Annotated in this window: 24 protein-coding genes; 12 read left to right on the top strand and 12 right to left on the bottom strand. The window is 72.6% G+C overall.

Annotated elements, in window-relative coordinates:
* Positions 1-64: 64 nt before the first annotated feature.
* Together AZE13_RS23120 and AZE13_RS23115 are read left to right on the top strand one after the other, a co-directional pair.
* On the top strand, positions 65-1,102 hold the full coding sequence (locus tag AZE13_RS23120) for an ATP-binding cassette domain-containing protein (RefSeq protein ID WP_066935274.1): 1,038 nt from the start codon (positions 65-67) through the stop codon (positions 1,100-1,102).
* Positions 1,099-1,929 carry an ABC transporter permease gene (locus AZE13_RS23115; RefSeq protein WP_066935271.1) on the top strand — a complete coding sequence of 277 codons (831 nt, stop codon included), beginning with the start codon at positions 1,099-1,101 and terminating at the stop codon, positions 1,927-1,929. The genes AZE13_RS23120 and AZE13_RS23115 overlap by 4 nt, the downstream gene beginning before the upstream one ends.
* Positions 1,930-1,960: 31 nt before the next feature.
* Here AZE13_RS23115 and AZE13_RS23110 read toward each other — a convergent pair whose 3' ends face one another.
* The gene (locus AZE13_RS23110) at positions 1,961-5,503 is read right to left on the bottom strand and encodes an AfsR/SARP family transcriptional regulator (RefSeq protein WP_066935268.1); all 3,543 of its coding nucleotides are present in this window, start codon (positions 5,501-5,503) and stop codon (positions 1,961-1,963) included.
* Positions 5,504-5,744: 241 nt separating this feature from the next.
* Here AZE13_RS23110 and AZE13_RS23105 point away from each other — a divergent pair, with 241 nt between their 5' ends.
* Positions 5,745-6,551 carry a site-2 protease family protein gene (locus tag AZE13_RS23105; RefSeq protein WP_066935265.1) on the top strand — a complete coding sequence of 269 codons (807 nt, stop codon included), beginning with the start codon at positions 5,745-5,747 and terminating at the stop codon, positions 6,549-6,551.
* 126 nt (positions 6,552-6,677) lie between these two features.
* Here the strand turns inward: AZE13_RS23105 and AZE13_RS23100 are convergent, their stop codons facing one another.
* Positions 6,678-6,857 (bottom strand): hypothetical protein, encoded by a 180-nt coding sequence (locus AZE13_RS23100; RefSeq protein WP_066935262.1) that lies wholly within the window; start codon positions 6,855-6,857, stop codon positions 6,678-6,680.
* Between the two features lie 148 nt (positions 6,858-7,005).
* Positions 7,006-7,734 carry an NADPH-dependent F420 reductase gene (gene npdG / locus AZE13_RS23095; RefSeq protein ID WP_066935258.1) on the bottom strand — a complete coding sequence of 243 codons (729 nt, stop codon included), beginning with the start codon at positions 7,732-7,734 and terminating at the stop codon, positions 7,006-7,008.
* Between the two features lie 272 nt (positions 7,735-8,006).
* Between npdG and AZE13_RS23090 the strand changes: the two genes are divergently transcribed.
* The gene (locus AZE13_RS23090) at positions 8,007-8,648 is read left to right on the top strand and encodes a hypothetical protein (RefSeq protein WP_066935255.1); all 642 of its coding nucleotides are present in this window, start codon (positions 8,007-8,009) and stop codon (positions 8,646-8,648) included.
* A gap of 181 nt (positions 8,649-8,829) precedes the next feature.
* On the opposite strand, the gene AZE13_RS23085 is transcribed toward AZE13_RS23090, so the two are convergent.
* Positions 8,830-9,057: a hypothetical protein gene (locus AZE13_RS23085; protein WP_066935252.1), complete on the bottom strand. Its 228-nt coding sequence runs from the start codon at positions 9,055-9,057 to the stop codon at positions 8,830-8,832.
* 65 nt (positions 9,058-9,122) lie between these two features.
* Here AZE13_RS23085 and map point away from each other — a divergent pair, with 65 nt between their 5' ends.
* Positions 9,123-9,980, top strand: a complete 858-nt coding sequence (gene map / locus AZE13_RS23080) for a type I methionyl aminopeptidase (RefSeq protein ID WP_066935249.1) — start codon at positions 9,123-9,125, stop codon at positions 9,978-9,980.
* 262 nt (positions 9,981-10,242) lie between these two features.
* Here map and AZE13_RS38315 read toward each other — a convergent pair whose 3' ends face one another.
* Complete coding sequence (locus AZE13_RS38315; protein ID WP_258527950.1) at positions 10,243-10,446, bottom strand: hypothetical protein; 204 nt, start codon at positions 10,444-10,446, stop codon at positions 10,243-10,245.
* On the opposite strand from AZE13_RS38315, the gene AZE13_RS23075 reads away from it, so the two are divergent.
* Positions 10,391-11,020 (top strand): heme oxygenase (biliverdin-producing), encoded by a 630-nt coding sequence (locus AZE13_RS23075; RefSeq protein ID WP_258527947.1) that lies wholly within the window; start codon positions 10,391-10,393, stop codon positions 11,018-11,020. The genes AZE13_RS38315 and AZE13_RS23075 overlap by 56 nt on opposite strands.
* Here AZE13_RS23075 and AZE13_RS23070 read toward each other — a convergent pair.
* Complete coding sequence (locus AZE13_RS23070; RefSeq protein ID WP_066935242.1) at positions 11,017-11,703, bottom strand: PhzF family phenazine biosynthesis protein; 687 nt, start codon at positions 11,701-11,703, stop codon at positions 11,017-11,019. The genes AZE13_RS23075 and AZE13_RS23070 overlap by 4 nt on opposite strands.
* A gap of 230 nt (positions 11,704-11,933) precedes the next feature.
* Here AZE13_RS23070 and efeO point away from each other — a divergent pair, with 230 nt between their 5' ends.
* From efeO to AZE13_RS23050, 4 genes are read left to right on the top strand one after another with little or no spacing between them, the layout of a single operon-like run.
* Positions 11,934-13,100: an iron uptake system protein EfeO gene (efeO, locus tag AZE13_RS23065; RefSeq protein ID WP_066935239.1), complete on the top strand. Its 1,167-nt coding sequence runs from the start codon at positions 11,934-11,936 to the stop codon at positions 13,098-13,100.
* Positions 13,101-13,127: 27 nt separating this feature from the next.
* On the top strand, positions 13,128-14,465 hold the full coding sequence (gene efeB, locus AZE13_RS23060) for an iron uptake transporter deferrochelatase/peroxidase subunit (RefSeq protein ID WP_079124289.1): 1,338 nt from the start codon (positions 13,128-13,130) through the stop codon (positions 14,463-14,465).
* Between the two features lie 2 nt (positions 14,466-14,467).
* The gene (gene efeU / locus AZE13_RS23055) at positions 14,468-15,454 is read left to right on the top strand and encodes an iron uptake transporter permease EfeU (protein WP_066935236.1); all 987 of its coding nucleotides are present in this window, start codon (positions 14,468-14,470) and stop codon (positions 15,452-15,454) included.
* Positions 15,441-16,325 (top strand): hypothetical protein, encoded by an 885-nt coding sequence (locus AZE13_RS23050; RefSeq protein WP_258527939.1) that lies wholly within the window; start codon positions 15,441-15,443, stop codon positions 16,323-16,325. The genes efeU and AZE13_RS23050 overlap by 14 nt, the downstream gene beginning before the upstream one ends.
* A gap of 65 nt (positions 16,326-16,390) precedes the next feature.
* Here the strand turns inward: AZE13_RS23050 and AZE13_RS23045 are convergent, their stop codons facing one another.
* Positions 16,391-17,146 (bottom strand): bifunctional DNA primase/polymerase, encoded by a 756-nt coding sequence (locus AZE13_RS23045; protein WP_066935230.1) that lies wholly within the window; start codon positions 17,144-17,146, stop codon positions 16,391-16,393.
* A 173-nt stretch (positions 17,147-17,319) separates the two neighbouring features.
* Positions 17,320-17,919 (bottom strand): TetR/AcrR family transcriptional regulator, encoded by a 600-nt coding sequence (locus tag AZE13_RS23040; RefSeq protein ID WP_066935227.1) that lies wholly within the window; start codon positions 17,917-17,919, stop codon positions 17,320-17,322.
* A 148-nt stretch (positions 17,920-18,067) separates the two neighbouring features.
* On the opposite strand from AZE13_RS23040, the gene AZE13_RS37060 reads away from it, so the two are divergent.
* Entirely contained in the window at positions 18,068-18,244 is a 177-nt protein-coding gene (locus tag AZE13_RS37060) for a DUF6243 family protein (RefSeq protein WP_181690420.1), read from the top strand.
* Between the two features lie 12 nt (positions 18,245-18,256).
* Here the strand turns inward: AZE13_RS37060 and AZE13_RS23035 are convergent, their stop codons facing one another.
* From AZE13_RS23035 to AZE13_RS23020, 4 genes are all read right to left on the bottom strand, one after another.
* A complete protein-coding gene (locus AZE13_RS23035) occupies positions 18,257-19,210 on the bottom strand; it encodes a small ribosomal subunit Rsm22 family protein (RefSeq protein ID WP_066935224.1) in 954 nt (317 codons plus the stop codon).
* A 150-nt stretch (positions 19,211-19,360) separates the two neighbouring features.
* A complete protein-coding gene (locus tag AZE13_RS23030; protein WP_066935220.1) occupies positions 19,361-20,437 on the bottom strand; it encodes a serine hydrolase domain-containing protein in 1,077 nt (358 codons plus the stop codon).
* Between the two features lie 104 nt (positions 20,438-20,541).
* Positions 20,542-21,957: a multidrug effflux MFS transporter gene (locus tag AZE13_RS23025; protein WP_258527938.1), complete on the bottom strand. Its 1,416-nt coding sequence runs from the start codon at positions 21,955-21,957 to the stop codon at positions 20,542-20,544.
* Positions 21,958-22,160: 203 nt separating this feature from the next.
* Positions 22,161-23,828: an alkaline phosphatase D family protein gene (locus tag AZE13_RS23020; RefSeq protein ID WP_066935217.1), complete on the bottom strand. Its 1,668-nt coding sequence runs from the start codon at positions 23,826-23,828 to the stop codon at positions 22,161-22,163.
* Positions 23,829-24,032: 204 nt separating this feature from the next.
* On the opposite strand from AZE13_RS23020, the gene AZE13_RS23015 reads away from it, so the two are divergent.
* Positions 24,033-25,091 carry a DUF4429 domain-containing protein gene (locus tag AZE13_RS23015; RefSeq protein ID WP_066935214.1) on the top strand — a complete coding sequence of 353 codons (1,059 nt, stop codon included), beginning with the start codon at positions 24,033-24,035 and terminating at the stop codon, positions 25,089-25,091.
* Positions 25,092-25,175: the final 84 nt, after the last annotated feature.

Genomic DNA, 25,175 nt, shown 5'->3' with positions numbered 1-25,175 from the left:
CCGTTTCCGTGCCTGTCAGCCGGCTGTCGGGGAGTTGTCAGTGGCGGCTGGCACTGTGGGGGGCATGACGCGACAGACGATAACCACCAGGGGCGGCAACGCCGTCGAGGTGCGCGGTCTGGTCAAGCACTTCGGCGACGTCAAGGCCGTCGACGGAGTGGACCTGGACGTGAAGGAAGGCACCGTGCTCGGCGTGCTGGGCCCCAATGGCGCCGGCAAGACGACGCTCGTACGCTGCCTGTCCACCCTCCTGGTGCCGGACGCCGGCCGGGCCGTCGTGGCCGGCTATGACGTGGTGCGCCAGCCCCGCGCACTGCGCCGCACGATCGGCCTCACCGGACAGTACGCCTCGGTCGACGAGAAGCTCTCCGGCTGGGAGAACCTCTACATGATCGGGCGGCTGCTCGACCTCTCCCGCAAGGACGCCCGCCGCCGCGCGGACGAGATGCTGGAGCGGTTCTCGCTGACCGAGGCCGCCAAGCGGCCGGCGGCCAAGTACTCCGGCGGTATGCGCCGCCGGCTGGACCTCGCCGCCTCGATGATCGGCCGCCCGGCCGTCCTCTACCTGGACGAGCCGACCACGGGTCTGGACCCGCGCACCCGTAACGAGGTGTGGGAGGAGGTCCAGCGGATGGTGCGCGAGGGCGCGACCGTCCTTCTGACCACCCAGTACATGGAGGAGGCCGAGCAGCTGGCGAACGAGCTGACGGTCATCGACCGCGGCCGGGTGATCGCCGAGGGCCGGGTCGACGAGCTGAAGGCGAAGGTCGGCGGGCGGACGCTGCAGATCCGGCCGTCGGATCCGGGCGAGCTGGACCGGATGGCCGGCGCCGTCACGCAGGCCGGTCTGGACGGCATCGGCGGCGCCACCGCTGACCACGACGGGGGTGTGGTCAACGTGCCGATCATCAGCGACGAGCAGCTGACGGCGGTGGTCGGGATGCTCGGCCGGCAAGGTTTCGCACTCGCCGGGATATCCACCCATCTGCCCAGCCTGGACGAGGTGTTCCTGGCCATCACGGGTCAGAAGACGTCCGAGGCCGGGGACACCGAACGGGCCGACGAGGCCGAGGAACAGCAGTACGCGGAGGTGTCGGCATGAGTGCGGCGACGGTGACGGCGGCACCGGTGAAGCCCGGTGCGCAGGAGGGCCGGATCGGTCTCCGCGCCAACCTGCGGCACATCGGCGCGCTGGTGCGGCGTAACGCCCTGCAGATCAAGCAGGACCCGGAGTCGATGTTCGACGCCGTGCTGATGCCGGTCATCTTCATCCTGTTGTTCGTCTACGTCTTCGGCGGCGCGATCGCCGGCAAGGGACAGCAGGACGACTACGTCCAGTACCTGGTGCCCGGCATGATGGCGATGATGGGCATGAACATCGCCATGGCGGTGGGCACCGGCGTCAACGAGGACTTCCGCAAGGGCGTGATGGACCGCTTCCGGACGATGCCCATCGCCCGGTCCTCGGTTCTGATAGCCAAGATCGTCGTCGAGGTCGGCCGGATGCTGATCGCCACCGCGATCCTGCTGGGCATGGGCTTCCTTCTCGGCCTGGAGATACGCGGCTCCCTCCTGGAGTTCCTCGGCGCGATCGTGCTGTCCACGGCCTTCGGCGCCGCGCTGATGTGGATATTCATCCTGCTGGGCCTCGCCATGAAGACCCCGCAGTCGGTCCAGGGCGTGGCGATGCTGGTGCTGATGCCGCTGCAGTTCGGCTCGTCGATCTTCGCACCGACCTCGTCCATGCCCGGCTGGCTGGAGGGCTTCACCAAGGTCAACCCGCTCTCCAACCTGGCGGACGCGGCCCGGGCGCTGATGAACGGCCAGGGCGCGGTGGCGCATCCGACGCTGGTCACGCTCGGCTGGGCGGTCGCCATCACGGCGGTCACCATGCCGCTCGCGGTGGCGAAGTTCCGCAAGAAGACGTGAGCGCATCGGATGAGGGCGTCGGATGACGGCGTCAGATGAGGGTGGTGGCCTCTTCGAGGGAGAGGCCACCGCCGTCGGCGTACCCGCGGGCGTAGTCCGCGTCGCCCAGCAGCGCCCGCGCCGCCGCCTCCGTACGGACCCGGTCCTCGCGGATGATCAGCGCCGGGACATGGCCCTCGGCCCGCAGGGCGTCGTACGCGCCCACCAGGCGCGCCGCGTCCACGGCCGCCGAGTCGCCGCGTACGGCCATCAGCACCCGGGCCCCGGTGAGGAGCTGGATCACCGGAACGTCCGGGGCGACCATCTGGGTCAGCGCGTCCTGCATCAGCGCCATGGCCGCCCGGAACCGCGTCACCAGCCCTTCGTCGCGATGCCCGTCGTCCAGATCGAGCGAGAGCAGCGACATCTCCAGGATCCCGACGAACAGGTCCGGGGCGCGCGGGGTGAACAGCTCCCGCACCGCGTGCAGCTGCTCACGGGCCTCGTCCCGCCGGCCGGTCAGCGTCAGCCGCATGGCGAGGGTCAGCCGGGCGAACGGCTCGGCGTCCCGGCCGCTGTTGGCCTCGGCGGCGGCCTCGGCCAGCACCTCCCGCAGCATCCGCTCGCCGGCCTCCCCCTGGCCGTCCTCGATCATCACGGAGCCGAGCCGGCAGCGCAGCAGCAGGGTCTGGGCGTGCGCGCCCAGCTGCTCGGAGTGGACCATCGCCGCCCGGTAGTCCTCGGCCGCGCGCTCGTAAGCACCGCGCTTCTCATGGCTCTCGCCGCGCCCCGACAGCGCCTCGGCCGCCCCCCAGGCATCACCGACCCGCAGGAATATCCGCAGCGCCTCGTCCGCGTCGTGGGCCGCCTGGGGCAGCCCCCTGGGATGGTCGTTGAAGATCTTGGAGCGCAGCTGCAGGACGTAGGCGAGCTCCCAGTCGTAGCCGTAGTGGCGGCAGGCCTGTACCGCGCTGTCGGTCATCTCCGCCAGTCTCTCGACCTGCCCGGTGAGGAGCACCGCGAAGAACCACATCACCCCGGGCACCTTGCAGGTCTGCGGCATGCCGGGGCGGTACGCGGCGAGGACCCCGGCCAGGTCCTCCTGCATCTCCGGCGAGCTCAGCGCCGCGAGGTCGCTGTCCATGCTGGACAGCTCGACCAGACGGATCTCGCGACGCGCCTCGACCAGCTGCTCGGCGGACATCGGCGGCGGCTTGTCGATGGGCCGTTCGGGCAGGTCGGGGGCCGGTTCGACCGGTTTCAGGAAGGGGTTGGGGCCGAGCGCGGAGACCGCGGCGGCCCAGTGGCGGGCGTCGCCCCGGTGGTCGCGCAGCGACCAGAACCACTGGAGGGACAACACCAGGCAGAGCGCCTCGTGCTCGTCCCCGGCGGCGACGGCGCGGCGCAGCGCGGTGCGCAGGTTGTCGTGCTCCAGCTCCAGCCGCTCCATACCGGCGCGCTGGCCGGGGCCGCGCAGCAACGGGTCGGTGGTACGGGCGAGTTCGCGGTACGCGACGAGATGGCGGCGCTCGGTGGCGGCCCGCTCCCCGGCCTCGTCGAGCCGCTCGGCGGCGTACTCCCCCACCGTCTCCAGCAGCCGGTAGCGCATCTGCCGCCCGGCGCCCGCACCGCCTCCACCAGAACGGCCGGCGCCGTCCCCCGTGCCGGCGGGCGCCGCCACCACCAGCGATTTGTCGATCAGCGAGCCGAGCAGTCCGGCCACCTCGTACGCCGCGACGCCGTCCCCCGCACAGACCTCCTCGGCGGCGGCCAGGTCGCAGCCCCCGGCGAAGACGGACAGCCGCCGCAGCACCGCCCGCTCGGGCTCGTCGGTCAGGTCCCAGGACCAGTCGACCACCGCGCGCAGGGTCTGCTGCCGGGGCAGCACCGTGCGGCTGCCGCTGGTCAGCAGCCGGAAGCGGTCGTCGAGCCGGTCGGCGAGCTGACGCGGCGTCATCATCCGGAGCCGGGCGGCGGCGAGTTCGACGGCCAGCGGCAGCCCGTCCAGCCGACGGCAGATCTCGGCGCAGGCCGCCGCGGTCTCCTCGTCGGTGTCGACCCGGAAGCCGGGCCGGGCGGCGGCCCCGCGGTCGGCGAGCAGCCGCAGCGCGACCGGGTCGGGCAGCGGCCCGACCGGCCGCAGCACCTCGCCCGGGACGGCCAGCGGCTCCCGGCTGGTGGCCAGCACCGTCACCCCGGGGCAGTCCGCGAGCAGCCGCTCGGCGAGCTCGGCGGCGGCGCCGATCACATGCTCGCAGTTGTCGAGGAGCAGCAGCATCCGGCGGCCCGCGCAGTGCTCGGCGAGCCGGGCGAGGGGGTCCAGCGCGGTCGGGTCGGTGGCGGCCCGCAGCCCTTCGGCGCTGGTGCCGCGGACCACGGTCTCGCGGGCGCCGAGCGCGGTGAGCACCGCCTCGGGCACGGTCTGCGGATCGTCGACCGGCGCGAGCTCGGCCAGCCAGACGCCGTGCGGCCAGGCCTCCGGCAGTGCCGCGGCGGCCCGTTCGGCGCCCTCCTGGGACAGCCGGGTCTTACCGGCGCCACCGGGCCCGAGCAGCGTCACCAGCCGGTGCCCGGCCAGATCGGACCGTATCGCCGCGAGGTCGGCGTCCCGGCCGACGAAGGAGGTGAGCCGGGCGCGCAGATTGCCGGAGCGGGCCCGCGCGGGCGGCGGGGAGCCGGGAGCGGCGTACGGGGAACCGCCGGGTTCGGTGTCCGGGGAGGCTCCGGGAGCGGCAACGTCCGGGGAACGGCCGGGTTCCGGGGCCGCTGCGGGTGCCGGTGCCGGACGTCCCTTCCCCGGCCTCCGGTCGGGTGGGGGTGCGCCCGGCCCCACGGCATCCGGCACCCGCCCCCGCACCGGCGGCACCGACACCGGCACCGGCCCCAGCAGCTCGGCGTGCAGGGCGCGCAGCTCCGGGCCGGGGTCGGCGCCGAGGCGGTCGGCGAGGCCGGTGCGTATCTCCTCGTAGGCCGCCAGCGCCTCCGCCGTACGGCCCGCGGCACGCAGCGCGCGCAGCCGCAGGGCCTGCAACGGCTCGTCGAGGGGGTGGTCCTGGCACAGCGCGCGGAGGGCGGGCAGCGCCCGCTCGGCCCGGCCGAGGGCGAGGTCGGCGGCGAGGCGGAGACGCTGGGCGTCCAGGCGGCGGCTCTCGGCGCGGGCCGCCTCCGCCCCGGCGTCCGGGAGGTCGGCGAGGGCCGGGCCGCGCCACAGCGCCAGCGCCTCGTCGAGCAGCTCGGCGGCGCGGGCCGGGTCCGCCGCGTCGAGCGCTCGCTCGCCGTCCGAGGTGAGCCGTTCGAAGCGGTGCAGATCGACGGCGTCCGGCTCGGCGCACAGCCGGTACCCCCCGTCGACCGAAGTGACGGCGGGGTGACCCAGGGCCCGGCGCAGCCGGCTGACCAGGGCCTGCAGCGCCCCCGCCGCGTCCGCGGGCGGGTCCATGCCCCACACGTCGGCGATCAGCACGTCCGGGGAGAGTGCGCGGCCCGGGCGCAGCGCGAGGGCGGCGAGCAGCGCACGCAGGCGCGCGCCGCCGAGGGCGACGGGAGTGCCGTCGGCCCGGCCGGCCTGGGTGGTGCCGAGAATTCCGTAGCGCACCGACCCATTGTCGTCCAGGCCCCGAGCCGTTTCGCCACCGAGTTTCGCCGGGTCCGGTCCGATACGTCGTAGCCGGGCCGGTCCGATGTCCGATGTGTCATGGCCGGGGCCGGTCCGATGGGTCATGGCCGGGGCCGGTCCGACGGATCGTGGCCGGGGCCGGTGACCTGACCCGTTCCCGGTGGGCCCGTGCTCCGGTTACCGTCGTGGCTGCGCATCACGACACCCGGGAGTCCGCACCATGACCACAGCAATCCAGCGCGCCGACCGCCGCACCAGCCCGGTCTTCCTCGCGCTCGTCGCCGTCCTGGTGGTGTCGGGGTGGGCCGTGTGGAGCGGCACGCTCGCCGCGAACCCCGGCTTCGCGGTCTTCCTCTTCGTCGTCTCCGGCTGGGTGGTCTCGCTCTGCCTGCACGAGTACGCACACGCCCGCACCGCGCTGCACAGCGGCGACATCTCCGTGGCGGCCAAGGGCTACCTCACCCTGAACCCGCTGAAGTACACCCACGCCCTGCTCAGCATCGTGCTGCCGGTGCTCTTTGTGATCATGGGCGGGATCGGCCTGCCGGGCGGCGCGGTGTTCATCGAGCGCGGCCGGATCCAGGGCCGCTGGCGGCACAGCCTGATCTCGGCGGCCGGTCCCCTGACGAACGTCCTGTTCGCGGTGGTCTGCACGGCCCCGTTCTGGCTGCACGCCCTGGACGGCGTGCCCGCCGCCTTCCGCTTCGCCCTCGCCTTCCTCGCCCTGCTCCAGGTGACCGCCGCGATCCTGAACTTCCTCCCGGTCCCGGGCCTGGACGGCTACGGCGTGCTCGAACCCTGGCTGTCGCCGAAGCTGCGGCGGCAGGTGGCGCCGTTCGCGCCGTTCGGCCTGCTCGCGGTCTTCGGGCTGCTGTGGGTCCCGGAGGTCAACCGGGTCTTCTTCGACTTCGTGGACACCGTCCTGGGCGGCCTCGGCGTCTCCCCCGTCGACACCTACATCGGCCAGCAGCTCTTCCGCTTCTGGGAAGGCGCGCCGGAGCTTCCGCAGATCAGCGGCCTGCTCTGAGCCGTCACCGCTCATCACTACGCATCACCGCTACGGGCCGCCGCCCGCGTACCGCACAGCGGTCCGGGCCGGTCCGGGCCAGTTCAAGCCGGCATGCAGTCGGTTCAGGCCGGCATTCAGGCCGATCTAGGCCCCCTGCGCCCGCTCCAGCCTGGCCTTCCGTACGTAGAACCACGCCATGTTGCTGGAGATACCGGCCAGCAGAACCCACACGATCCCGATAAAGCTGCCCTCGACGAAGGAGATGACGGCTGCCACAACGGCGAGCACGCAGACAGCGGTGGCCATGAGAGCGAGGCGGGGCATGGGGTCGGCTCCTCGGTGAGGGATCGGGCAATTGCCCCCAGTGTCCCCCATCGGCTTTCGGCGGCGCCCGGCAGCCTTCCGCCGCGCGGGCGGCAGGGCGCCCGGGGCCGGCCGCACGCGGGCAGCGAGCCAGGCGCCGCGACCGGCCCTACACGTCGGTGACCCGCAGCCCCGCATGCGCCTTGTACCGCCGGTTGACCGAGATCAGGTTGGCGACCAGCGACTCGACCTGGTGGGCGTTGCGCAACCGGCCGGCGAAGACCCCGCGCATACCGGGGATTCGGGCGGCCAGCGCCTGCACCAGGTCGGTGTCGGCGCGCGACTCGCCCAGCACCATCACATCGGTGTCGATCTGCTCGACCTGCGGATCCTGCAGGAGCACCGCCGACAGGTGGTGGAAGGCGGCGGTGACCCGCGACTCCGGCAGCAGCCCCGCCGCCTGCTCGGCCGCGCTGCCCTCCGCCGGCTTCAGCGCGTACGCACCCTTCTTGTCGAAACCGAGCGGATTGACGCAGTCGATGACGAGCTTCCCGGCCAGCGGCTCCCGCAGCGCCTCCAGGGTCTTGGCATGCCCCTCCCACGGCACGGCGATGATCACCACATCGCTGCGCCGTGCACACTCCGCGTTCTCCGCGCCCTCGATACCAAGGCCGAGTTCCTCGGCGGCGGTCCGTGCGCGCTCGGCGGCCCGGGAGCCGATGATCACCTGCTGCCCGGCCTTGGCGAGCCGGTAGGCGAGGCCGCGGCCCTGGTCGCCGGTGCCGCCGAGGACGCCGACCACCAGGCCGGAGACGTCCGGGAGGTCCCATGGGTCGCGGGGCGCCGGCTTCCCGGCGGCCGGGGCGGTGCGGGTCGTGACATCGTCAGGAGTAGTCATGACAGTGATCCTGTCACGCCCTCCGCGCCCCCGGACAGCGTCCCTCCCGCCATCGAACCCCGCTCTCCGCGCCCGTACCTGACGTGGCGTCACCCCGCCCCCGCCGGCCGCCCCGGCCGGGCCGGCCCGGCCGGGCTCCCGTTCCGCTCCGTGGACCTCAGTTCCGCTCCGTGGGCCTCTGTTCCGCTCCGTGAGCCTCCGGCCCCCTTCGTACGGGTGACAGCGGTTGAATCGGCAACCAGGCAGCGCTGCCCTGGGGCAGGATGCCGGCCATGGATGCCGTACGGGTCGCGCTGCTGCGCGAGGTCCTCGCCGGAACCGAGTGGATCCAGGCCACCCGCCGGTTCGCCGGGTCGCTGCGAGCCGCCGTCGGATCGCACGGCGGCGGACTGCTGCTCGTCGGCAGCGCCACGTACGAGCCCTGGCACCTGGCCGCCCACCTGGACGACGAGGCCGCCTGGTCGGGCCTGCCGGAGCTGTCACCGACCCTGGTACGGCACCGCGTCCCCGGTGGCGCGCCCAGCCATCTGGGGGTCGGGCTGGGCCGGCTGGCGGCGGCCGGGCGGGGCGAGACACTGCTGGTCGTCGCGCCGGGGCAGCCGGGCGCCGGGCTGCTGGAGCGGGTGCACGACGCCCGCCGCAACGGCGCGACGGTACTCGCCCTGGACGGCGGCGACCGCGATCTTCACGCCCTGGCCCATGACGCGCTCACCGCACTCCCGGCCCCGCAGCCGGCCCCGCCCGAGGGCGCCGGCGGCACGTCCCCCGACCTGGATCTCGATACGGTCCAGCACCTGGTGAGCGCGGCCGCCGGAGAGAACAGCCTGCCCGCACCCCGGCGGCGCCGCCGGTTCCTCGACCGGCTGGCCCGCCTCGCGGACGAGCTGACCGCGGGGCCGCCGCACCACTGGTGACTTCCCCGATTTCGGCTCTCCCGCCGTGGTGGCCACGCGCCGTCCGGCCTGGCGACCAGCCGTTGTTCTTCGGCTTTCCCGCCGCGGGAGGGGTGGGGAGAGGCGACTTTCCCTCCGTGGGAGGGGTGGCGAGAGGTGAGTGGGGGCTGGTGTGAGTGATCGTCCGCGAGCGGCGGAGGGTTCACTCCTCCCGGTCCCGCTTCCCCATGTCGTGCCACTTCGGGTCCGTCTCCCACTCCAGGTTCCGCTCCCGCGCGGTCTCCATGGCGTGCGCGGCCTCCTCGCGGGTGCCGTACGGGCCGAAGCGGTCGGCGGCGCGGCACTCGGGGCCCTCTTCCACCCGCTGGTGCGCGAGGCAGTAGAACCACTCGCCCGGCTTTCCGACCGTCCGCCTCTTGAACAGCGCCATCGCCGCCTCCTGTGGGTGTTCCGTGCCACCATCCTGCCCGACGGCCCGCGGATACACTCGCTGGCATGTCTGGCCAGTCGCTTCTTGTCCCGGGGAAGATCTCCCCCACCCGCCCTGTCCCCGCCTCGATCCCGCGCCCCGAGTACGTCGGGAAGGACGCGCCCACGCCCTACACGGGCCCCGAGGTGCAGGACACCGAAACGATCGAGCGGATGCGGATCGCCGGCCGGATCGCCGCTCAGGCGATGGCGGAGGCCGCCAAGCACATCCAGCCCGGAGTGACCACCGACGAGCTGGACCGGGTCGCCCATGAGTTCATGTGCGACCACGGCGCCTACCCCTCCACGCTCGGCTACCGCGGCTTTCCCAAGTCCCTCTGCTCCTCGCTCAACGAGGTCATCTGCCACGGCATCCCGGACTCGACCGTCCTGAAGGACGGCGACATCGTGAACCTGGACGTCACCGCGTACATCCACGGTGTGCACGGCGACAACAACGCCACGTACCTGTGCGGCGAGGTGGACGACGAGTCCCGGCTGCTGGTGGAGCGGACCCAGGAGGCGCTCCACCGCGCGATCAAGGCGGTCAAGCCGGGCCGTCAGATCAACATCATCGGCCGGGTCATCGAGTCGTACGCCAAGCGCTTCGGCTACGGCGTGGTCCGCGACTTCACCGGTCACGGCATCAACTCGTCCTTCCACTCCGGCCTGATCGTTCCGCACTACGACAGCCCGCACCACACCACCGACATCAAGCCCGGAATGACCTTCACGATCGAGCCGATGCTGACGCTGGGCACGTACGAGTACGACATGTGGGACGACGGCTGGACCGTGGTGACCAAGGACCGCAAGCGGACCGCGCAGTTCGAGCACACCCTGGTGGTGACGGAGACCGGGGTGGAGATCCTGACCCTGCCCTGACCTGCGGCGGAGCGCCCCGCCCCGCTCTGTGCCGGATCCGGGACGGAGCGGGGCGGCGGGTTTGTGGGGAAGTTTTTACCGACAGGGCGTCGGGAAGACCGTAGGGTGGTTACCGACAGGTCGTCGGGAAGAGGGTTGACTCAGGTGAGCCCAAGTAGTTAGGTAAGCCTAAGTAGCTGAGTGGGCCCGAGCCGGGTCACGCAGCTCAGCGGAGTCCCCTGTTCCCGTCTTCCCCCAAGCTCTCGAATCCTCCCCCGAGCTCTCAACTTCGTTCGAGCAGGGGGGACCCCATGAGCAGGGGGGACCCCCACCCCGGCCCCCGGAGGTCCGCCTTGGCAGCGCCCAGCTCGTCCAGCCCGACTCCGTCCGGCGCGCCCGCCCCCGCCGGGCCCGGGACGCCCTTCTCGGCGATGATCCGTACGGCGTCCCACGAACAGCACACCGAGGCCGAGAACTCGTCCTTCATGAGCGATCTTCTCGGCGGCCGGCTCGGCGTCACGGCCTACCGGCGCTACACCGAGCAGCTGTGGTTCGTCTACCGCGCACTGGAGGGCTCCGCCGAGGCGCTCGCCGAGGACCCGGTCGCGGGCCCCTTCATCCGCCCGGAGCTGGCCCGCAGCGCCGAGCTGGAGCGCGACCTGGCGCACCTCGGGGGGCCGTCCTGGCGTGACGGGCTGCGGCCGCTCCCGTCCACCGCCGCCTACGCCGACCGCGTCACGGCCTGCGCCCGCGACTGGCCGGCCGGCTACGTCGCCCACCACTACACCCGCTATCTCGGCGACCTCTCCGGCGGCCAGATCATCCGCGGCACCGCCGAGAAGACCTGGGGCTTCGCCCGCAAGGGCGACGGCGTCCGCTTCTATGTCTTCGAAGAGATCGCCAACCCCGCCGCCTTCAAGCGCGAGTACCGCTCGCTGCTGGACGCGCTGCCGGTGGACGACCTGGAGAAACAGCGCGTGATCGAGGAGTGCAGGCACGCGTTCCGGCTGAACAGCGCGGTGTTCCGGGAGCTGGCCGAACAGTTCCCGCTGAGCGCCTAGCCAGCGCCCGTCTCCCCATGGACGTCCGCGTGGCGGACCCGGCCGCCGACCGCGATGGTGCCGTCCGGGTACGCGCGGGTGAGGATCTGCGAGCCGGTGCCCTGGCGGATGTCCAGAGCGCGGGCGAGTTCATGGGTGAGCAGCAGGGCGGCCGCGCCGGTGGCCTCGTCCTCGACGATGGAGTCGCCGCGCCGCGGGAAGGCCCGGGCGCGGACCACGCCCGCGGGCTCGTCCTGCCAGGCCCAGGCGTAGAGCCAGCCCTCGCCCGGCGGCGGTGCGGGCAGCTGGTCGACCTCGGCCGCCGAGGCGTGGCGTTCGGTCCTGCGGGCGGTCACCCACTCCGCGCGGCCGCGTACCCAGGTGATGTCCCCCTCGAAGCGGACGTCGACCTCGCCGGCCGGCGGGCGCAGCGTGTGCGGCGGCCGGCCCAGGTTCCGCAGCAGCCAGGCCAGGCCGACCAGCGGGTGCCCGGCGAAGGGGAGTTGGACGCTCGGGGTGCGGATGTCGACGGTGCCGTGCGCGGCGTCGTCGAGGAATACGGTCTCGCTGAAGCCGAGTCGGGCGGCGAGGGCGGCCCGCGCGGCGGTGTCCGGGATCGCGGCCCCGTCGCGTACCACGCCCAGCTCGTTACCGCCGGCCCCGTCCGGCCCGCAGAACACCCGGAGCACATCGATGTCGGTCATCCCGATATTGAACAGCAGGGGTGCGCGGGGCGGTTGAGGGATCTTGACCGGGCCGTTATCCGTGAGAGCGGAATCACTGGACAGGCCGGCCGGAAGCCGGTAAGTCTCGGATAAGTTAGGGCCGCCTTAGTAGCGCCCTCGTCGGCTGTCGCCCTCGTACGGCGTGCCCCAGTCGGCTGTCGCCCTCGTACGGCGATACCCGTTCACCGCCGAGCCCGCTTGGAGCCCGTATGCGAGCCCTCCGCTCCTCCGCCGTCGCCGCCGTCGCCGCAGCCGCGGCCGTCACCGCCGTCGCCGGCTGCGCCGCGAAGAGCGGCGGCGAAGGCGGCGGCAAGGACGGGGGCAAGGGCACGATCGAGGTGACCGCGACGGACTCCGCCTGCGAGCTCTCGGCCAAGGAGTTCCCCGCCGGGCACGTCCGGTTCGCGGTGCACAACAAGGGCTCCAAGGTCACCGAGGTGTACCTCTACGCGCCCGGCGACCGGATCGTGACCGAGCGGGAGAACATCGGTCCCGGGACGTCCGCGGAGATCACCGCGGAGATCAAGGCCGGTTCGTACGAAATCGCCTGCAAGCCGGGGATGAAGGGCGACGGCATCCGGCAGCAGGTGACGGTCACCGGGAAGGGCGCCGCCGCCAGGCAGGACCCCGAGCTGGACGCCGCGGTCGCCGCGTACCGCGCGTACGTCCAGGAGCAGGCCGACCGGACGATCCCGGAGGTGCGGAAGTTCACCGACGCGGTCAAGGCCGGTGACCTGGAGGCCGCGAAGAAGAGCTATGCGCTGTCCCGGGTCGGCTGGGAGCGCACCGAGCCGGTCGCCGAGTCCTTCGGGGATATCGACCCCAAGGTCGATGTGCGGGAGGACGGCCTGGACAAGGGCCAGGAGTGGACCGGCTGGCACAAGCTGGAGAAGTCCCTGTGGGAGACGGAGAAGATCTCCGAGGACGACAAGAAGCTCGCCGACCGGCTCATGACGGACCTCAAGGACTGGCAGAAGCGGGTCGGCACCGCCGAGATCACCCCGACGAGCATGGCCAACGGTGCCAAGGAGCTGCTCGACGAGGTGGCCACCGGCAAGGTCACCGGTGAGGAAGAGCGCTACAGCCACACGGACCTGATCGACTTCCAGAGCAATGTCGAGGGCGCCGAGAAGGCGTACCAGCTGCTGAAGCCGGTCGCCGCCAAGCACGCGCCGGCCCTGGCGAAGGAGCTGGACAAGCAGTTCACGGCGATCCGTGCGCAGCTGGACAAGCACCGCGACAGCGCGTCCGCGGACGGCTTCGCCCCGTACGACACGGTCGGCAAGGGTGAGCGCAAGGAGCTCTCCGACGGTGTCAACGCGCTGGCCGAGCCGCTGTCCAAGCTGGCCGCCGCCGTGGCCACCGGTGCCAAGTAGCCCGCGCCGACCGGACAGGGGTCACCGATGACGTATGAGGACGGCAGGGCCGTCGAGGGTGCGGCCGCCGAAGGCGAGCCGGCCGGCGGCGGCACCAACGGGCGGGCGCCCTCGCGGCGTTCGCTGCTCGGCTGGGGCGGCGCGGGGCTGGCGCTCGGCGCGGTCGCGGCCGGCGGTACCGCGGCGGCGCTGCGTACCGGCGGTGACGCCCGGCCGGCCGGCGCGGACGCCACCGCGGGTGCCGCGGTCGCCTTCCACGGCAGGCACCAGGCGGGTATCGCCACCGCCGTCCAGGACCGGCTGCACTTCGCCGCGTTCGACGTCACCACCGACGACCGCGACGCGCTGATCGCGCTGCTCAAGGAGTGGACGAAGGCGGCGGCGCGGATGACCGCCGGTGACGCGGTCGGCGCCGGAGCGGCCGGCGGACTGCCCGAGGCGCCGCCGGACGACACCGGCGAGGCGCTCGGACTGCCGCCGTCCCGGCTCACCCTCACCTTCGGCATCGGCCCGACGCTGTTCGAGAAGGACGGCAAGGACCGGTTCGGGATCGGGGAGCGGCGGCCCCCGGCGCTGATCGACCTGCCGGCGTTCCCCGGCGACAACCTCGACCGGGCGCGCAGCGGCGGCGATCTGTGTGTGCAGGCGTGCGCGGACGATCCGCAGGTCGCGGTGCACGCGATCCGCAATCTCGCCCGGATCGGGTTCGGGAAGACGGCCATCCACTGGTCGCAGCTGGGCTTCGGCAAGACGTCCTCGACGACGCCGGAGGCCCAGACACCGCGCAACATGATGGGTTTCAAGGACGGCACCCGCAATATCGCGGGCACCGACTCCGCGGCGCTGGACAGGCATGTCTGGGTCGGTGAGAAGGACGCCAGGGGCGCGGCGGCCTGGATGGCCGGCGGCTCGTACCTGGTCGCGCGGCGGATCCGGATGCATATCGAGACCTGGGACCGTACCTCGCTCAAGGAGCAGGAGGACATCTTCGGCCGGGACAAGGCCGAGGGCGCGCCGGTCGGCAAGGAGCGCGAGCGGGACGAGCCGCGTCTGACGTCGATGCTGCCGGACGCGCATGTCCGGCTCGCGCACCCGGACTCCAACGGCGGGGCGACCATCCTGCGCCGCGGCTACTCCTTCACCGACGGCACGGACGGCCTGGGGCGGCTGGACGCGGGGCTGTTCTTCCTCGCCTACCAGCGCGATGTCCGCGCGGGCTTCGTACCGCTCCAGCGGAACCTGGCGGCCCACGACGCGCTCAACGAGTACATCCAGCACGTGGGTTCGGCGGTCTTCGCGGTGCCGCCGGGCGTCCGGGACGCGGACGACTGGTGGGGCCGGGCGCTGTTCACCAAGGAGGTATGAGTGTGCTCGGCAACTACCTGATCGGCCTGCGCGAGGGCCTGGAGGCCAGCCTCGTCGTCTGCATCCTCATCGCGTATCTGGTCAAGACCGGCCGGAGGGAGGGGCTGCGTCCGGTCTGGCTGGGGGTCGGCCTCGCCGTGGTGCTGTCGCTCGCGTTCGGCGCGGCGCTGCAATTCGGCTCGCAGACCCTGACGTTCGCCGCGCAGGAGGCGCTCGGCGGTTCGCTGTCCATCGTCGCGGTGGGCCTGGTGACGTGGATGGTCTTCTGGATGCGGCGCACCGCGCGGCATCTGAAGCGGGAGCTGCACGGCAAGCTGGACGCGGCGCTGCGGATGGGCACCGTGGCGCTGGTGGTCACCGCGTTCCTGGCGGTGGGCCGGGAGGGCCTGGAGACCTCGCTGTTCGTCTGGACCGCCGTCCAGTCCGCGGACGACGGCGTGCGGCCGTTGCTCGGGGCGCTGTTGGGGCTGCTGACGGCCGTGCTGCTGGGCTGGCTGTTCTACCGCGGTGCGGTCCGGATCAACCTCGCGAAGTTCTTCACCTGGACGGGCGGGATGCTGGTGGTGGTCGCGGCGGGCGTGCTGGCGTACGGCTTCCACGATCTTCAGGAGGCGGACATCCTGCCGGGGCTGGGCAGCCGGGCGTTCGACATCAGCGCGCAGATCCCGCCGGACGGCTGGTTCGGCACGCTGCTCAAGGGCGTCTTCAACTTCCAGCCGGACCCGACCGTCCTCCAGGTCACGGTGTGGGCTCTGTATCTGGTCCCCACGCTGTTGTTGTTCCTCGCCCCGGGTAGGGTTGCGCCGAATCGTGCCACCCCGGCGGCCACCCGGTCCGCCCCGGTCGCCCCCAAGGAGCCCCATGACACGCAGGTCGCCGTTCCGGGTGCCCGTAACACTGACGTCGGCAGCGGCGGCGCTGGCGATACTCAGCGGGTGCGTGACGGTGCACGGCGAGCGGGTGACGCTGCCGGCGGTGTCGAAGGCTGACGGTGCCAAGGCCCTCCAGCGCTTCGCCGACGGCTTCAACAAGGTCAACCGCGAGCTGAACCCGGAGCTGAACCCGTCCTTCGAGGGCGACGCCCTGCTCGCCCTCGACCAGGCGGGGATAAAGGCCGCGCATGCGCTCAACCCGCGCGGCAACCCCGGCTTCCGGGCGCTGACGTTCAAGGACGCGCATTTCACCGTGCCCAAGCAGAAGGGCTGGCCGCGGTACTTCATCGCGGACGCGGACACCAACCGCAAGGGCGCCGACGGCTCGTTCCGCCGGTGGTTCCTGGTCTTCAGCCGCAACGGCATCGACGAGCAGTGGCGCGCGGTGTACCTGGCGGAGTTCGACGGCAACAAGGCGCCGAAGCTGAAGACCGACCAGGACGGCTACGCCGAGGCGGTGCCGACGGACGGCGCGTCCGGGCTGATGGTCGCCCCCGGCAGGCTCAGCCGTGCCTACGCGGACTACCTCAACACCGGGCAGGGCAGCACCTTCGCCCCCGGCCCGCACACCGACGGCTGGCGGGCCAAGCGGGCCAGGGACGCCAACCTGCCCGGCCAGCGGATCCAGTGGGACGACGCCGCCACGAACCATCCGCCGGTGGCGCTGCGGACCGCGGACGGCGGTGCGCTGGTGTTCTTCTCGACGCTCTACCACCAGCTGAAGACCGTCTCGACGGGCGCGCGGATCACCGTGCCGCCGGCCCTGCGGGGCCTGATCGTGGGTGCGCACAACCCGCAGCAGGCGATCAGCCGGATGGCCTTCACCACGGTCTCGATGCAGGCGGTCACGGTGCCGGCCGAAGGGTCCGGCGGCAAGGTCACCGTGCTGAACCGCCGGGAGTCCAAGACCGAGGTGAAGCCGCTGTAGCCGGTGGCCGGTGGCCGGTGGGCGACGAGCCCGGCGGTCTTCGGGCGGGCGGTCCGTGGCCGGGCTCAGCGGCCGATCGGCCAGGCTGCCGTCTCGTGGTACGGCTCGCGGCCGGCGCGGTCGTGGAACTCGGCGCAGGCGTCGGTGAGCGACGCGAGCAGGGTCAGCGGGTCGGGCAGCGGCAGCTCGGGGCCGCGCAGCCAGGTGACCGCGGGCTGCTCGCCGGGGAGCGTCGAGGGCGGCAGGAGGACGTAGCTGCCGCGGCAGTGCCAGCGCAGGCCGGGGTGCTCGTCCAGGGTCTCGGGGTGGCAGTCCAGCTCACAGGGCCACCACTCGTCCTCGTCGTCCGGGGTGCCGCGGGTGGCGGTGAAGAACAGCATCCGGCCGTCGCCGAAGCGGGGATCGCCGCTGAGGGTGATCGGGCCGACGTCGACACCGGCCGCCTCCAGCCGTCCCAGGGCGCTGCGGCCGGCCTCGACGGGCACGTCCAGGACGTCGTGGGCGATGCCGGTGGCGGTGACGAAGTTGGCCTGCGGGAGGGTGCGGACCCAGGCGGTGACCTTCTCGCGGTCGGTGGTGGCGACGGTCTGCCAGCCGAAGGAGACAGGGTGCCGTCCGGGCGTCGGACAGCCGATGCGTTCACAGGAACAGCCGTAGCCGGACGGATGGGCCGCGGGGGCGATGGGGAAGCCCGCTCCGGCCGCGGCCAGCAGCAGGTCCTCGCGGCCGCGCGCGGCGGCCGATCCCGTGTCCGTATCGCCGCCGTCCGATCCGCTCTTCGGCCGGCGCAGCCACTGGGAGAACCTGCTCTTGCGTTCCATCTATCCCCTCACTTCGAGCGGTGGTCTGGGATCAATGCTGCCACCATCCTGCGTCCCGGGTGACCGGTGTGGAGATCCGGGGTGAACGCAGGACGGGCGAATACCGGCAATTCACCTCATCAGCGACGCCCGCGGCCGCCCCGCGGACCGTCCCGCAGACCGCCCCGCGAAGGTCAGTCGCGGGGGCGCAGTCCGCTCAGCGCCTGGTCGACGAGGGTATCGACGAATTCGTGGGTCAGCGGACCGGTGCGCATCAGCCAGCGCTGTGAGAAGGGACTCAGCACCATCTCGGCGGCCACACGTACGTCGACATCGGCGGCCACTTCACCGGTTTCCTGGGCCGCCCGCATCCGTTCGGTGTAGACGCGGATACCAGGCTCCATCAGCCGGGCGGCGAAGGTGCGGGAGACCTCCTCGTCGTTGGCTCCGGCCACCGCGAGGGCCCGGTAGGGGGCCTCGAACACCGGGTCGTTGAATTCGTCGACGGTCGCCCGCAGCACGAACTTCAGGTCCGCGGCGAGGTCGCCGGTGTCCGGGAGGCCCTGCGCGAAGTCCTCGTCGACGTCGGCGGTGAACGCGTCCAGGAGGACGGCGGCCTTGGAGGGCCACCAGCGGTAGATGGTCTGTTTGCCGACGCCGGCGCGGGCGGCGATCCCTTCGATGGTGAGTTTCTCGTAGCCGACTTCGCCGACGAGGGCGAGGGCGGCGTCGAAGATCGCGCGGCGGGAGCGTTCGCTGCGGCGAGAGGCATCGGGGGCTGTCTTGGTGGCCATGGAACGGAGTCTAGCGAGCAAGAGGCGAGACGTATCGTCTTGACGAGACGATACGTCTCGGTAGATAGTGAGGACATGCCCTGCGAGACGAACCGTCTCGCAGGGTCGGTCCGAGGACATCGAGACGAAAGACGAAAGGGGACGTCCCATGGCCAAGGGAAACGCGAACGGAATGCTGGGCGTCGGAGGGGCCCGCAACAAGCTGTCCCGGGGCTCGCTGCGCGGCGGCACCGGCGGCGGCCGTGGCGGCCAGGGGCACGCCGATGCCCAGGCGCAGCGACAGGAACTGCTCCGCAGATTCCAGGAGCGGACGCGGAGGGGGTGAGTGAAATCGGGCCTACGCGGGCCAGGCGTCGCCCCACGAGGCGTCGCGGGCGTCCCGGTAGCGGGTGCCGTGCCGCTTGGTGACCGTCGTCCGCTGCAGACCGTCGTCCGCCGTACACAGGTCCAACAGGACCTGCCCCTTGCGGAGTTGGGGCTTGCGGACGATACGGGCTGCCTCGGGCGATGCGTCGAGCGTGGTGGCGGCCACGTAGCTGAACTTCTCGTCCTCGTACGGGAGGGAGCCGCCCTTGACCTGCCGGTGGAGGGAGGACCGGCTCACCCGGGCGGAGAAGTGACACCAGTCCTCGCCCGGGACGATCGGGCACTGTGCGCTGTGCGGACAGGGGGCCACCACCCGCAGCCCGGCGGCGATGAGCCGGTCGCGCGCGTCACGGATGCGCGCATAGCCGTCCGGGGTGCCCGGTTCGATCACCACGACAGCCGTCGCCCGGGCCGCCGCGTCGACCACCGCGCGCCGGTCGTCCTCGGTCAGCTCACCCAGCACGTACGAGACGGTGACCAGGTCCGTACCGTCGGGGACCGTCAGGCCCGCGCCGATCGTCCGGCGGCACCACTCGACGTCGTCCAGCACTCCCCCGGCCAGCTCGCGGCCCAGCGCCAGCGCGGGCTCGGCCCAGTCCAGGACGGTGCTGTGGTGCCCCTGCCAGGTGGCGGCGGTGGCCCAGGTGGCGGCGCCGGTGCCGCCGCCGATGTCGACATGGGTGGCCGGGGACCAGCCGGGGGTGCGGACGGCGAAGGCGGCCAGGGCGGCCCGTACGGCCTCGAAGGTGGCCGGCATGCGGTAGGCGGCGTACGCGGCCACATCCGCGCGGTCGCGCAGGACCGGGGCGTCGGTGGGGGTGCGGCCCCGGTAGTTGCTGATCAGGCGGTCCACGGCCTGCGCGGCCTGCTTGGGCGGCAGGCCGTCGAGCAGGCCGGCCAGGGCGGCGCGCAGTTCGTCGTGCATTGGAGGAATTCTACGGCGCGGGGAGCGGGGCGGGCCCGGACGGTTACGGGGGCGGCGCTTACGGGGGGGGCGGCGCTTACGGGGGGGGCGCGGTCACGGGGAGAGCTGCGCTCACGGGGGCCAGCACTTAGGGGAACCGCGCTTAGGGGGTCAGGCGGAGCCCACCACGGCCCGGGCCAGCCGGGTGGCGGCCGCGGCGCGCGGGGCGCTGCCGCCGCACCGGCGGCGGGGGTGGACGGTGTTGGCCAGCAGGATCAGGAACGTATCGGTGGCCCGGTCGAGGACCAGGCTGGTGCCGGTGAAGCCGGTGTGACCGGCGGCGCCGTGCCCCGCCAACTCGCCCATGAAGTACGGCTGGTCGATGCCGAACCCGAGGCCGGGCGGGTCGAGCAGGGCGGCGACCGCGCCGGCGCCGAGGATCCGGGTGCGCCCGTACGCGCCGCCATTGAGCAGGGTGCGGCACAGCACGGCCAGATCCTGGGCGGTGGAGAACAGACCCGCGTGGCCGGCCACCCCGCCCAGCGCCCAGGCGTTCTCGTCGTGCACCTCGCCGCGGAGCATGCCGCGGTCCACCTTGGCCCAGGGGCGCCGCTGGTCCTCGGTCGCCGCGACGCCATGCGGCGCCAGCGGGCCGTAGCAGGTGCTGGTCATGCCCAGCGGGCCGGTGATGCCCTCGTGGACCAGGGCGTCCAGGCGGCGCCCGGTGAGCTGCTCCAGGATCAGCTGGAGACAGATCAGGTTGAGGTCGGAGTAGAGGTAGCTGGTGTCCGGGCGGCCGGTGGGCTCCGCGGCCTCCCGCCACAGCAACTCCAGCTGGGCGCCGCGCTCCCGGTGCTCGTAGAAGGGGAGCTCGGGGGCGAGGCCGGAGGTGTGGGTGAGCAACTGGCGGACGGTGATGCCGGGGGTGAAGGCCGGCAGATGGGCCTTGACCTGGTCGTTGAGGACCAGGCGGCCGCGTTCGACCAGCTGGATCGCGACGATGGCGGTGAAGAGCTTGGTAAGCGAGGCGAGGTCGAAGACGGTGCCGGTCCGCATCGGCTCCCACCGGTCGCGGGGCAGCTCCAGGCCCTGGTCCTGCTCGGCGTCGTACGCACGGTAGCGCTGGGCCCAGCCGGCGGCGGCCTCGGCGACCACGACCGGTCCGCGGCCCGCCAGCACGACGGCTCCCGGCGACCACGGCGGCCGACCCTCGGGCAGCGTCCGTACGCCGTGGACCAGCCGTTCCACCCAGGCGGGGTCCAGGCCCGCCCGGGTCGGCGTGCCGTAGGTGAGCCGGGATGCGTTCAGCGCGCGGTCCTCTCGCCCGTACTGCTGCTCTCCTCCGCGGAGGCCTACTCCGCGGAGACCTGCCCCGTGGAAGCCTTCTCCGCGGAGACCTGCTCCGTGGAGACCTGCTCCGTGGAGACCTGCTCCGTGGAGACCTGCTCCGTGGTGCTCTTCTCCTCTCTACGCTGCCACGGACGGCACATCCCCAGGAAGCTGACGAGCGCCAATACGGCGCATCCGAGCTGGACGAGGGCCATCGGGACGGCGGTCCGCTCACCCGCGATGCCGACCAGCGGGGAGGCCACCGAGCCGAGCAGGAACGTCGAGGTGCCCAGCAGCGCGGAGGCGGAACCGGCCGCGTGCGGGGTGCGCAGCAGCGCGAGGGTGTTGGTGCTGGGCATGACCAGGCCCATGGAGGCCATCAGGACGAAGAGCCCGGCGGCCATGGGGACCAGTCCGACGTGGCCGAAGACACCGGAGGACATCAGGAGCAGGGCGGTCGCGGCGACGGCGATCAGCGCCAGCCCGGTGGCCAGCACGTTCTCCATACGGACCCGGCCGACCAGCACCTTGCCGTTGACCTGGCCGACCAGGACCAGGCCGATGGAGTTGAGGCCGAAGAGCAGGCTGAAGACCTGCGGGGAGGCCCCGTAGATCTCCTGGACGACGAACGGCGAGGCCGAGATGTACGCGAAGAGGGCGGCGAACGCGAACGCGCCCACGAGGAGGTAGCCGGAGAAGGTCCGGTCGGCGACCAGATCGCGCATGGTGCGCAGGGTCTGGCCGAGGCCGCCGGGGTGCCGGCGCGCGGGCGGCAGGGTCTCGTGCAGGGTGCGCCAGACGAGGAGGGTGAGCGCCAGGCCGACGGCGGTGAGCACGACGAAAACGCCGCGCCAGTCGGTGACCTGGAGGATCTGGCCGCCGATGAGGGGTGCGACGACCGGTGCCACCCCGGAGATCAGCATCAGGGTGGAGAAGAACCGCGCCATGGCGACGCCGTCGTAGAGGTCGCGTACCACCGCGCGGGCGATGACGATACCGGCGGCGCCCGCCAGTCCCTGCAACAGGCGGAAGACGATGAGCAGTTCGGCGGTGGTGGCGACCGCGCACAGGGCGGTCGCCAGGACGTAGATCACCATGCCCGCCAGCAGCGGACGCCGACGGCCCCATTTGTCGCTCATCGGGCCGACGATCATCTGGCCCAGAGCCATGCCGGCCAGGCAGGTGGTGAGGGTGAGCTGGACGGTGGCGGCCGGACTGTGCAGCGCGGCGCCCACCTGCGGCAGGGCCGGCAGGTACATGTCCATGGAGAGCGGCGGAACCGCGGTGAGCCCACCGAGGACAAGGGTGACGAGGAGACTGGTACGGCGGGACGCGGCCGGTTCGGCCGGTGTGCCCCGGTCCGCTGCCGCGCCCCGCCCAGCTATCGGCTCGGCTGTCGCAGGAAGATCGTTGGCCTCGGCCGAACCGTGCTCCGTCATGAGTGTCTCCATGAATCAGTGATGTCCGCCCATGGTGACATGCACGGGACGGCACCCCCGCGGCCGGGAACACCGAGAACACCGGGAACACCGGGAACACCGGGAATACCGCCCCCCTCCACCCCGTTGTGGCCCCGCAGGGGGCCCTCGCTCCCCCTAGGGGATCTGTTCGACCGCCCCCTACGGGTACCGCCCCAGCAGCGTCAGGCCGCCTTGAGCCCTGGTTCGCCCGCCTCCGAGACGAACGACGCGGCGGTGGTGATCGGCGCTCCCGGAGTGGTGACGGCGGACACCGTCCGGTAGTCGCCGCGGGCGGTGTCCCGGTCCAGGGTGACGGTGAGGTAGCCACGCCGTCCGTTGTAGAACTTCAGGTGTGGGTTGGCGGCCATGTACGTGGCCCAGTTGGCGGGCTTGTCCACGCCGTCCTCGCCGCTGGTGATCGAGGTGGTCACGAACTCCACACCCGCGGTGCGCGATCCGGGGTCCTTGAAGTCCCGCTTGATGTCGAAGCCGTAGTGGACGTGCACATCACCGGTGAGCACGACGAGGTTCTCCACTCCGGCCGACTCCGCACCGGCCAGCACCCGTTCACGGGAGGCGGTGTAGCCGTCCCAGGCGTCCATGCTGACCTGGTAGCCGGAGCCGGTGGCGTTGCGCCGCTCGGAGAAGGTGACCTGCTGCGGCAGGACGTTCCAGCGGGCGGTGGACCGCCGCCAGCCGTCGATCAGCCAGCGCTCCTGGGCGGCGCCGGTCACGGTGCGCCGCGGGTCCTCGCACTCGGGCCCCGGGACCCGCCAGCCGTCCCCGTAGGCCTGGTCGGAGCGGTACTGGCGGGTGTCGAGGATGTCGAACTGGGCGAGCTGCCCGTAGTGGACCCGGCGGTAGAGCCGGGCATCCGCACCCTGAGGCCGCTGCGGCCGCCGTAGCGGCTGGTTCTCCCAGTATGCGCGGTAGGCGGCGGCCCGGCGGACGAGGAACTCGGCGGGCGGGAGGTTGCCCTCGTTGACGCCGGAGGCGTAGTTGTTCTCCACCTCATGGTCGTCCCACGTGACGAGGAAAGGGTGCGCGGCGTGGGCGGCCTGCAGGTCCGGGTCGGACTTGTAGAGGGCGTAGCGCAGCCGGTAGTCCTCCAGCGTGACCGTCTCGCGGTTGAAGCGCGCGGGCAGGGTGCGGTCGGTGTAGTTGCGGGCGCCGCCGGCCGCGTCGACCGGGTACTCGTAGAGGTAGTCGCCGAGGTGGAAGACGATGTCGAGGTCCTCGTGGGCGAGATACCGGTAGGCGGTGTAGTAGCCGTCGTGATAGGCCTGGCAGGAGACCGCGGCGAGCGACAGCGCGGACGGCCGGGCGGACGGAGCGGGGGCGGTGCGGGTGCGGCCGACGGGGCTGGTCCAGCTGCCGGCGCGGAAGCGGTAGTAGTAGACGCGGTCGGGTGCGAGGCCGGTGGGCTCGATGTGCACGGAGTGGTTGAACTCCGGGTGGGCGTCGACGTGTCCGCGGCCGGCCATCTGTGTGAAGCGCTCGTCGTGGGCGACCTCCCAGTGGACGGTGATCCTGGCGTTCGGCATCCCTCCCCCACTCTCAACTCCGTTCGAGCGGGGGGACCCCCATCCCGGCTCGTACGGGCGCGGGGCGAGGCGGGTCCACAGCACGACGGAGCGCGGCTGAGGGTCGCCGGACGCGACGCCGAGGGTGAAGGGGTTCTCGGTGATCTTCCGCGGATCGGCCTCGGCGACGGACGCGACGCCCGTGGCCGGGACGCCGACGGCGAAGGCGAGCGCGGCGGCGGCCCCGGTGGCGGTGAGGAAGCGGCGGCGGCCGACGTGCCCGGCGGCGGCCCGGATCTGCTGCTCGTACGGTGCGGGGTGCGTCATCTGGCCCTCCCCTGGCTGTGGTTGTCCCGGACATTGCAGGGCCGCGGGACGGCGTGACGCTGTCCCACGTACGACACGGGCATGACAACGGGATGATGCTTGTGACCGGACCGGACACAGTCGGACATTCGAGGCACCCGGCGGCCGCGGCGGAGGGTCGTGCGATCTCGGCGGCTGTCGGTGGGGGGTCGTACGATTTGCGGTGTGGCAGAACTGATAGGGCGTGACGGCACCTGGAGCTTCGACGGCGAGGGCGTGCGCATCGTGCCGGGACACGAACGCGGGGTGCACAAACTCCGCCAGGACCTGGGCGAGTTCACGGTGCCGCTGACCGCGGTCGCCGGGATCGCGTACGAACCGGCCCGCAAGGGCGGCAGGCTTCGGCTGCGCCTCCGGGACGGAGCCGATCCGCTGTTGCAGGTCACCGGCGGCGGGCTGCCGGACGGCGCGAACCCGTATCAGGTGGCGGTGGATCCCGGCCGGGTCGATGTCGCCGAGTACTTCGCGGACGCGGTCCGGCAGGCCCTGGTCCTGGAGGGCATACCGGACGGGCCCTGCGACCGCTATCTGCTGCCCGGCCCGTCGGTGCCGCTGTCGGCCGCCGGGGTGGACGGCCTGGCCACCTTCGACGGCGAGCGGGTACGGATCGAGTGGCGCTGGACCACCAGCGAGACCAAGCGGAATTGGGGGCCCAGGGAGTTCGCGCTGGCCGACCTGGCGGCGGTGGAGTGGCGGGCCGCGGAGGGCCTGGAGTCCGGCTACCTCCGCTTTCGCACCCACGGTACGCCGGAGCCGGTCAAGCCGGAGCACGACCCCAACTCCATCGAGTTGTGGGGCTTCAAGAAGGAGAGCGGCACGACGGCGCTGCTGGCCACCGCGGTGGCGGCGCGACTGCCCCATCCCTCCGCCCCCGGCGGCACGCCCCTGCCCGGCGCCACGCCCCTGCCCGGAAAGTTCCCACCCGGCGGGACCGGGACGCCGCCGGTGCCCACCGCGCCCATCGCGCCCGCCCCGCCCGTGCCGCCTGCCGCACCCGCCGCTTCCGCCCGGCCCGCTCCCGGACCGGGCTGCGTCAGTGCCGGCGCCCGCGACGACATCCAGGGCGACCACCACGGCGACATCCACGGCGGCCACCACGATGACCACCACGACGCGCTGCTCCGCCGGCTGCGCGATCTGGGCGAGCTGCGCCGCGAGGGCATCCTGACCGAGGAGGAGTTCACCGCCGCGAAGGCAGCGGTCCTGAAGCGCTTCCACACGTAGCGGCGAGCTTCCAGCGGCGGGAGTGACGCGGCGGGCTTGAAGCGGTGGGCGTGACGCGGCGGGCCGCTCCCCGGTGGGCTTCGG

The organism is Streptomyces sp. NBRC 110611 (assembly GCF_001590865.1).
In the GTDB taxonomy this organism is placed as follows: domain Bacteria; phylum Actinomycetota; class Actinomycetes; order Streptomycetales; family Streptomycetaceae; genus Streptomyces.
This window is presented reverse-complemented; position numbering and strand designations above follow the sequence as displayed.

What these genes read in the sequence shown, in the direction of transcription:
- AZE13_RS23120 (WP_066935274.1), top strand. Translation starts at nt 65, where the DNA reads ATGACGCGACAGACGATAACCACCAGGGGCGGCAACGCCGTCGAGGTG.
- AZE13_RS23115 (WP_066935271.1), top strand. Translation starts at nt 1,099, where the DNA reads ATGAGTGCGGCGACGGTGACGGCGGCACCGGTGAAGCCCGGTGCGCAG.
- AZE13_RS23105 (WP_066935265.1), top strand. Translation starts at nt 5,745, where the DNA reads ATGACCACAGCAATCCAGCGCGCCGACCGCCGCACCAGCCCGGTCTTC.
- AZE13_RS23100 (WP_066935262.1), bottom strand. Translation starts at nt 6,857, where the DNA reads ATGCCCCGCCTCGCTCTCATGGCCACCGCTGTCTGCGTGCTCGCCGTT.
- npdG (WP_066935258.1), bottom strand. Translation starts at nt 7,734, where the DNA reads ATGACTACTCCTGACGATGTCACGACCCGCACCGCCCCGGCCGCCGGG.
- AZE13_RS23090 (WP_066935255.1), top strand. Translation starts at nt 8,007, where the DNA reads ATGGATGCCGTACGGGTCGCGCTGCTGCGCGAGGTCCTCGCCGGAACC.
- AZE13_RS23085 (WP_066935252.1), bottom strand. Translation starts at nt 9,057, where the DNA reads ATGGCGCTGTTCAAGAGGCGGACGGTCGGAAAGCCGGGCGAGTGGTTC.
- map (WP_066935249.1), top strand. Translation starts at nt 9,123, where the DNA reads ATGTCTGGCCAGTCGCTTCTTGTCCCGGGGAAGATCTCCCCCACCCGC.
- AZE13_RS23075 (WP_258527947.1), top strand. Translation starts at nt 10,391, where the DNA reads ATGATCCGTACGGCGTCCCACGAACAGCACACCGAGGCCGAGAACTCG.
- AZE13_RS38315 (WP_258527950.1), bottom strand. Translation starts at nt 10,446, where the DNA reads ATGAAGGACGAGTTCTCGGCCTCGGTGTGCTGTTCGTGGGACGCCGTA.
- AZE13_RS23070 (WP_066935242.1), bottom strand. Translation starts at nt 11,703, where the DNA reads ATGACCGACATCGATGTGCTCCGGGTGTTCTGCGGGCCGGACGGGGCC.
- efeO (WP_066935239.1), top strand. Translation starts at nt 11,934, where the DNA reads ATGCGAGCCCTCCGCTCCTCCGCCGTCGCCGCCGTCGCCGCAGCCGCG.
- efeB (WP_079124289.1), top strand. Translation starts at nt 13,128, where the DNA reads ATGACGTATGAGGACGGCAGGGCCGTCGAGGGTGCGGCCGCCGAAGGC.
- AZE13_RS23045 (WP_066935230.1), bottom strand. Translation starts at nt 17,146, where the DNA reads ATGGAACGCAAGAGCAGGTTCTCCCAGTGGCTGCGCCGGCCGAAGAGC.
- AZE13_RS23040 (WP_066935227.1), bottom strand. Translation starts at nt 17,919, where the DNA reads ATGGCCACCAAGACAGCCCCCGATGCCTCTCGCCGCAGCGAACGCTCC.
- AZE13_RS37060 (WP_181690420.1), top strand. Translation starts at nt 18,068, where the DNA reads ATGGCCAAGGGAAACGCGAACGGAATGCTGGGCGTCGGAGGGGCCCGC.
- AZE13_RS23035 (WP_066935224.1), bottom strand. Translation starts at nt 19,210, where the DNA reads ATGCACGACGAACTGCGCGCCGCCCTGGCCGGCCTGCTCGACGGCCTG.
- AZE13_RS23025 (WP_258527938.1), bottom strand. Translation starts at nt 21,957, where the DNA reads ATGACGGAGCACGGTTCGGCCGAGGCCAACGATCTTCCTGCGACAGCC.
- AZE13_RS23020 (WP_066935217.1), bottom strand. Translation starts at nt 23,828, where the DNA reads ATGACGCACCCCGCACCGTACGAGCAGCAGATCCGGGCCGCCGCCGGG.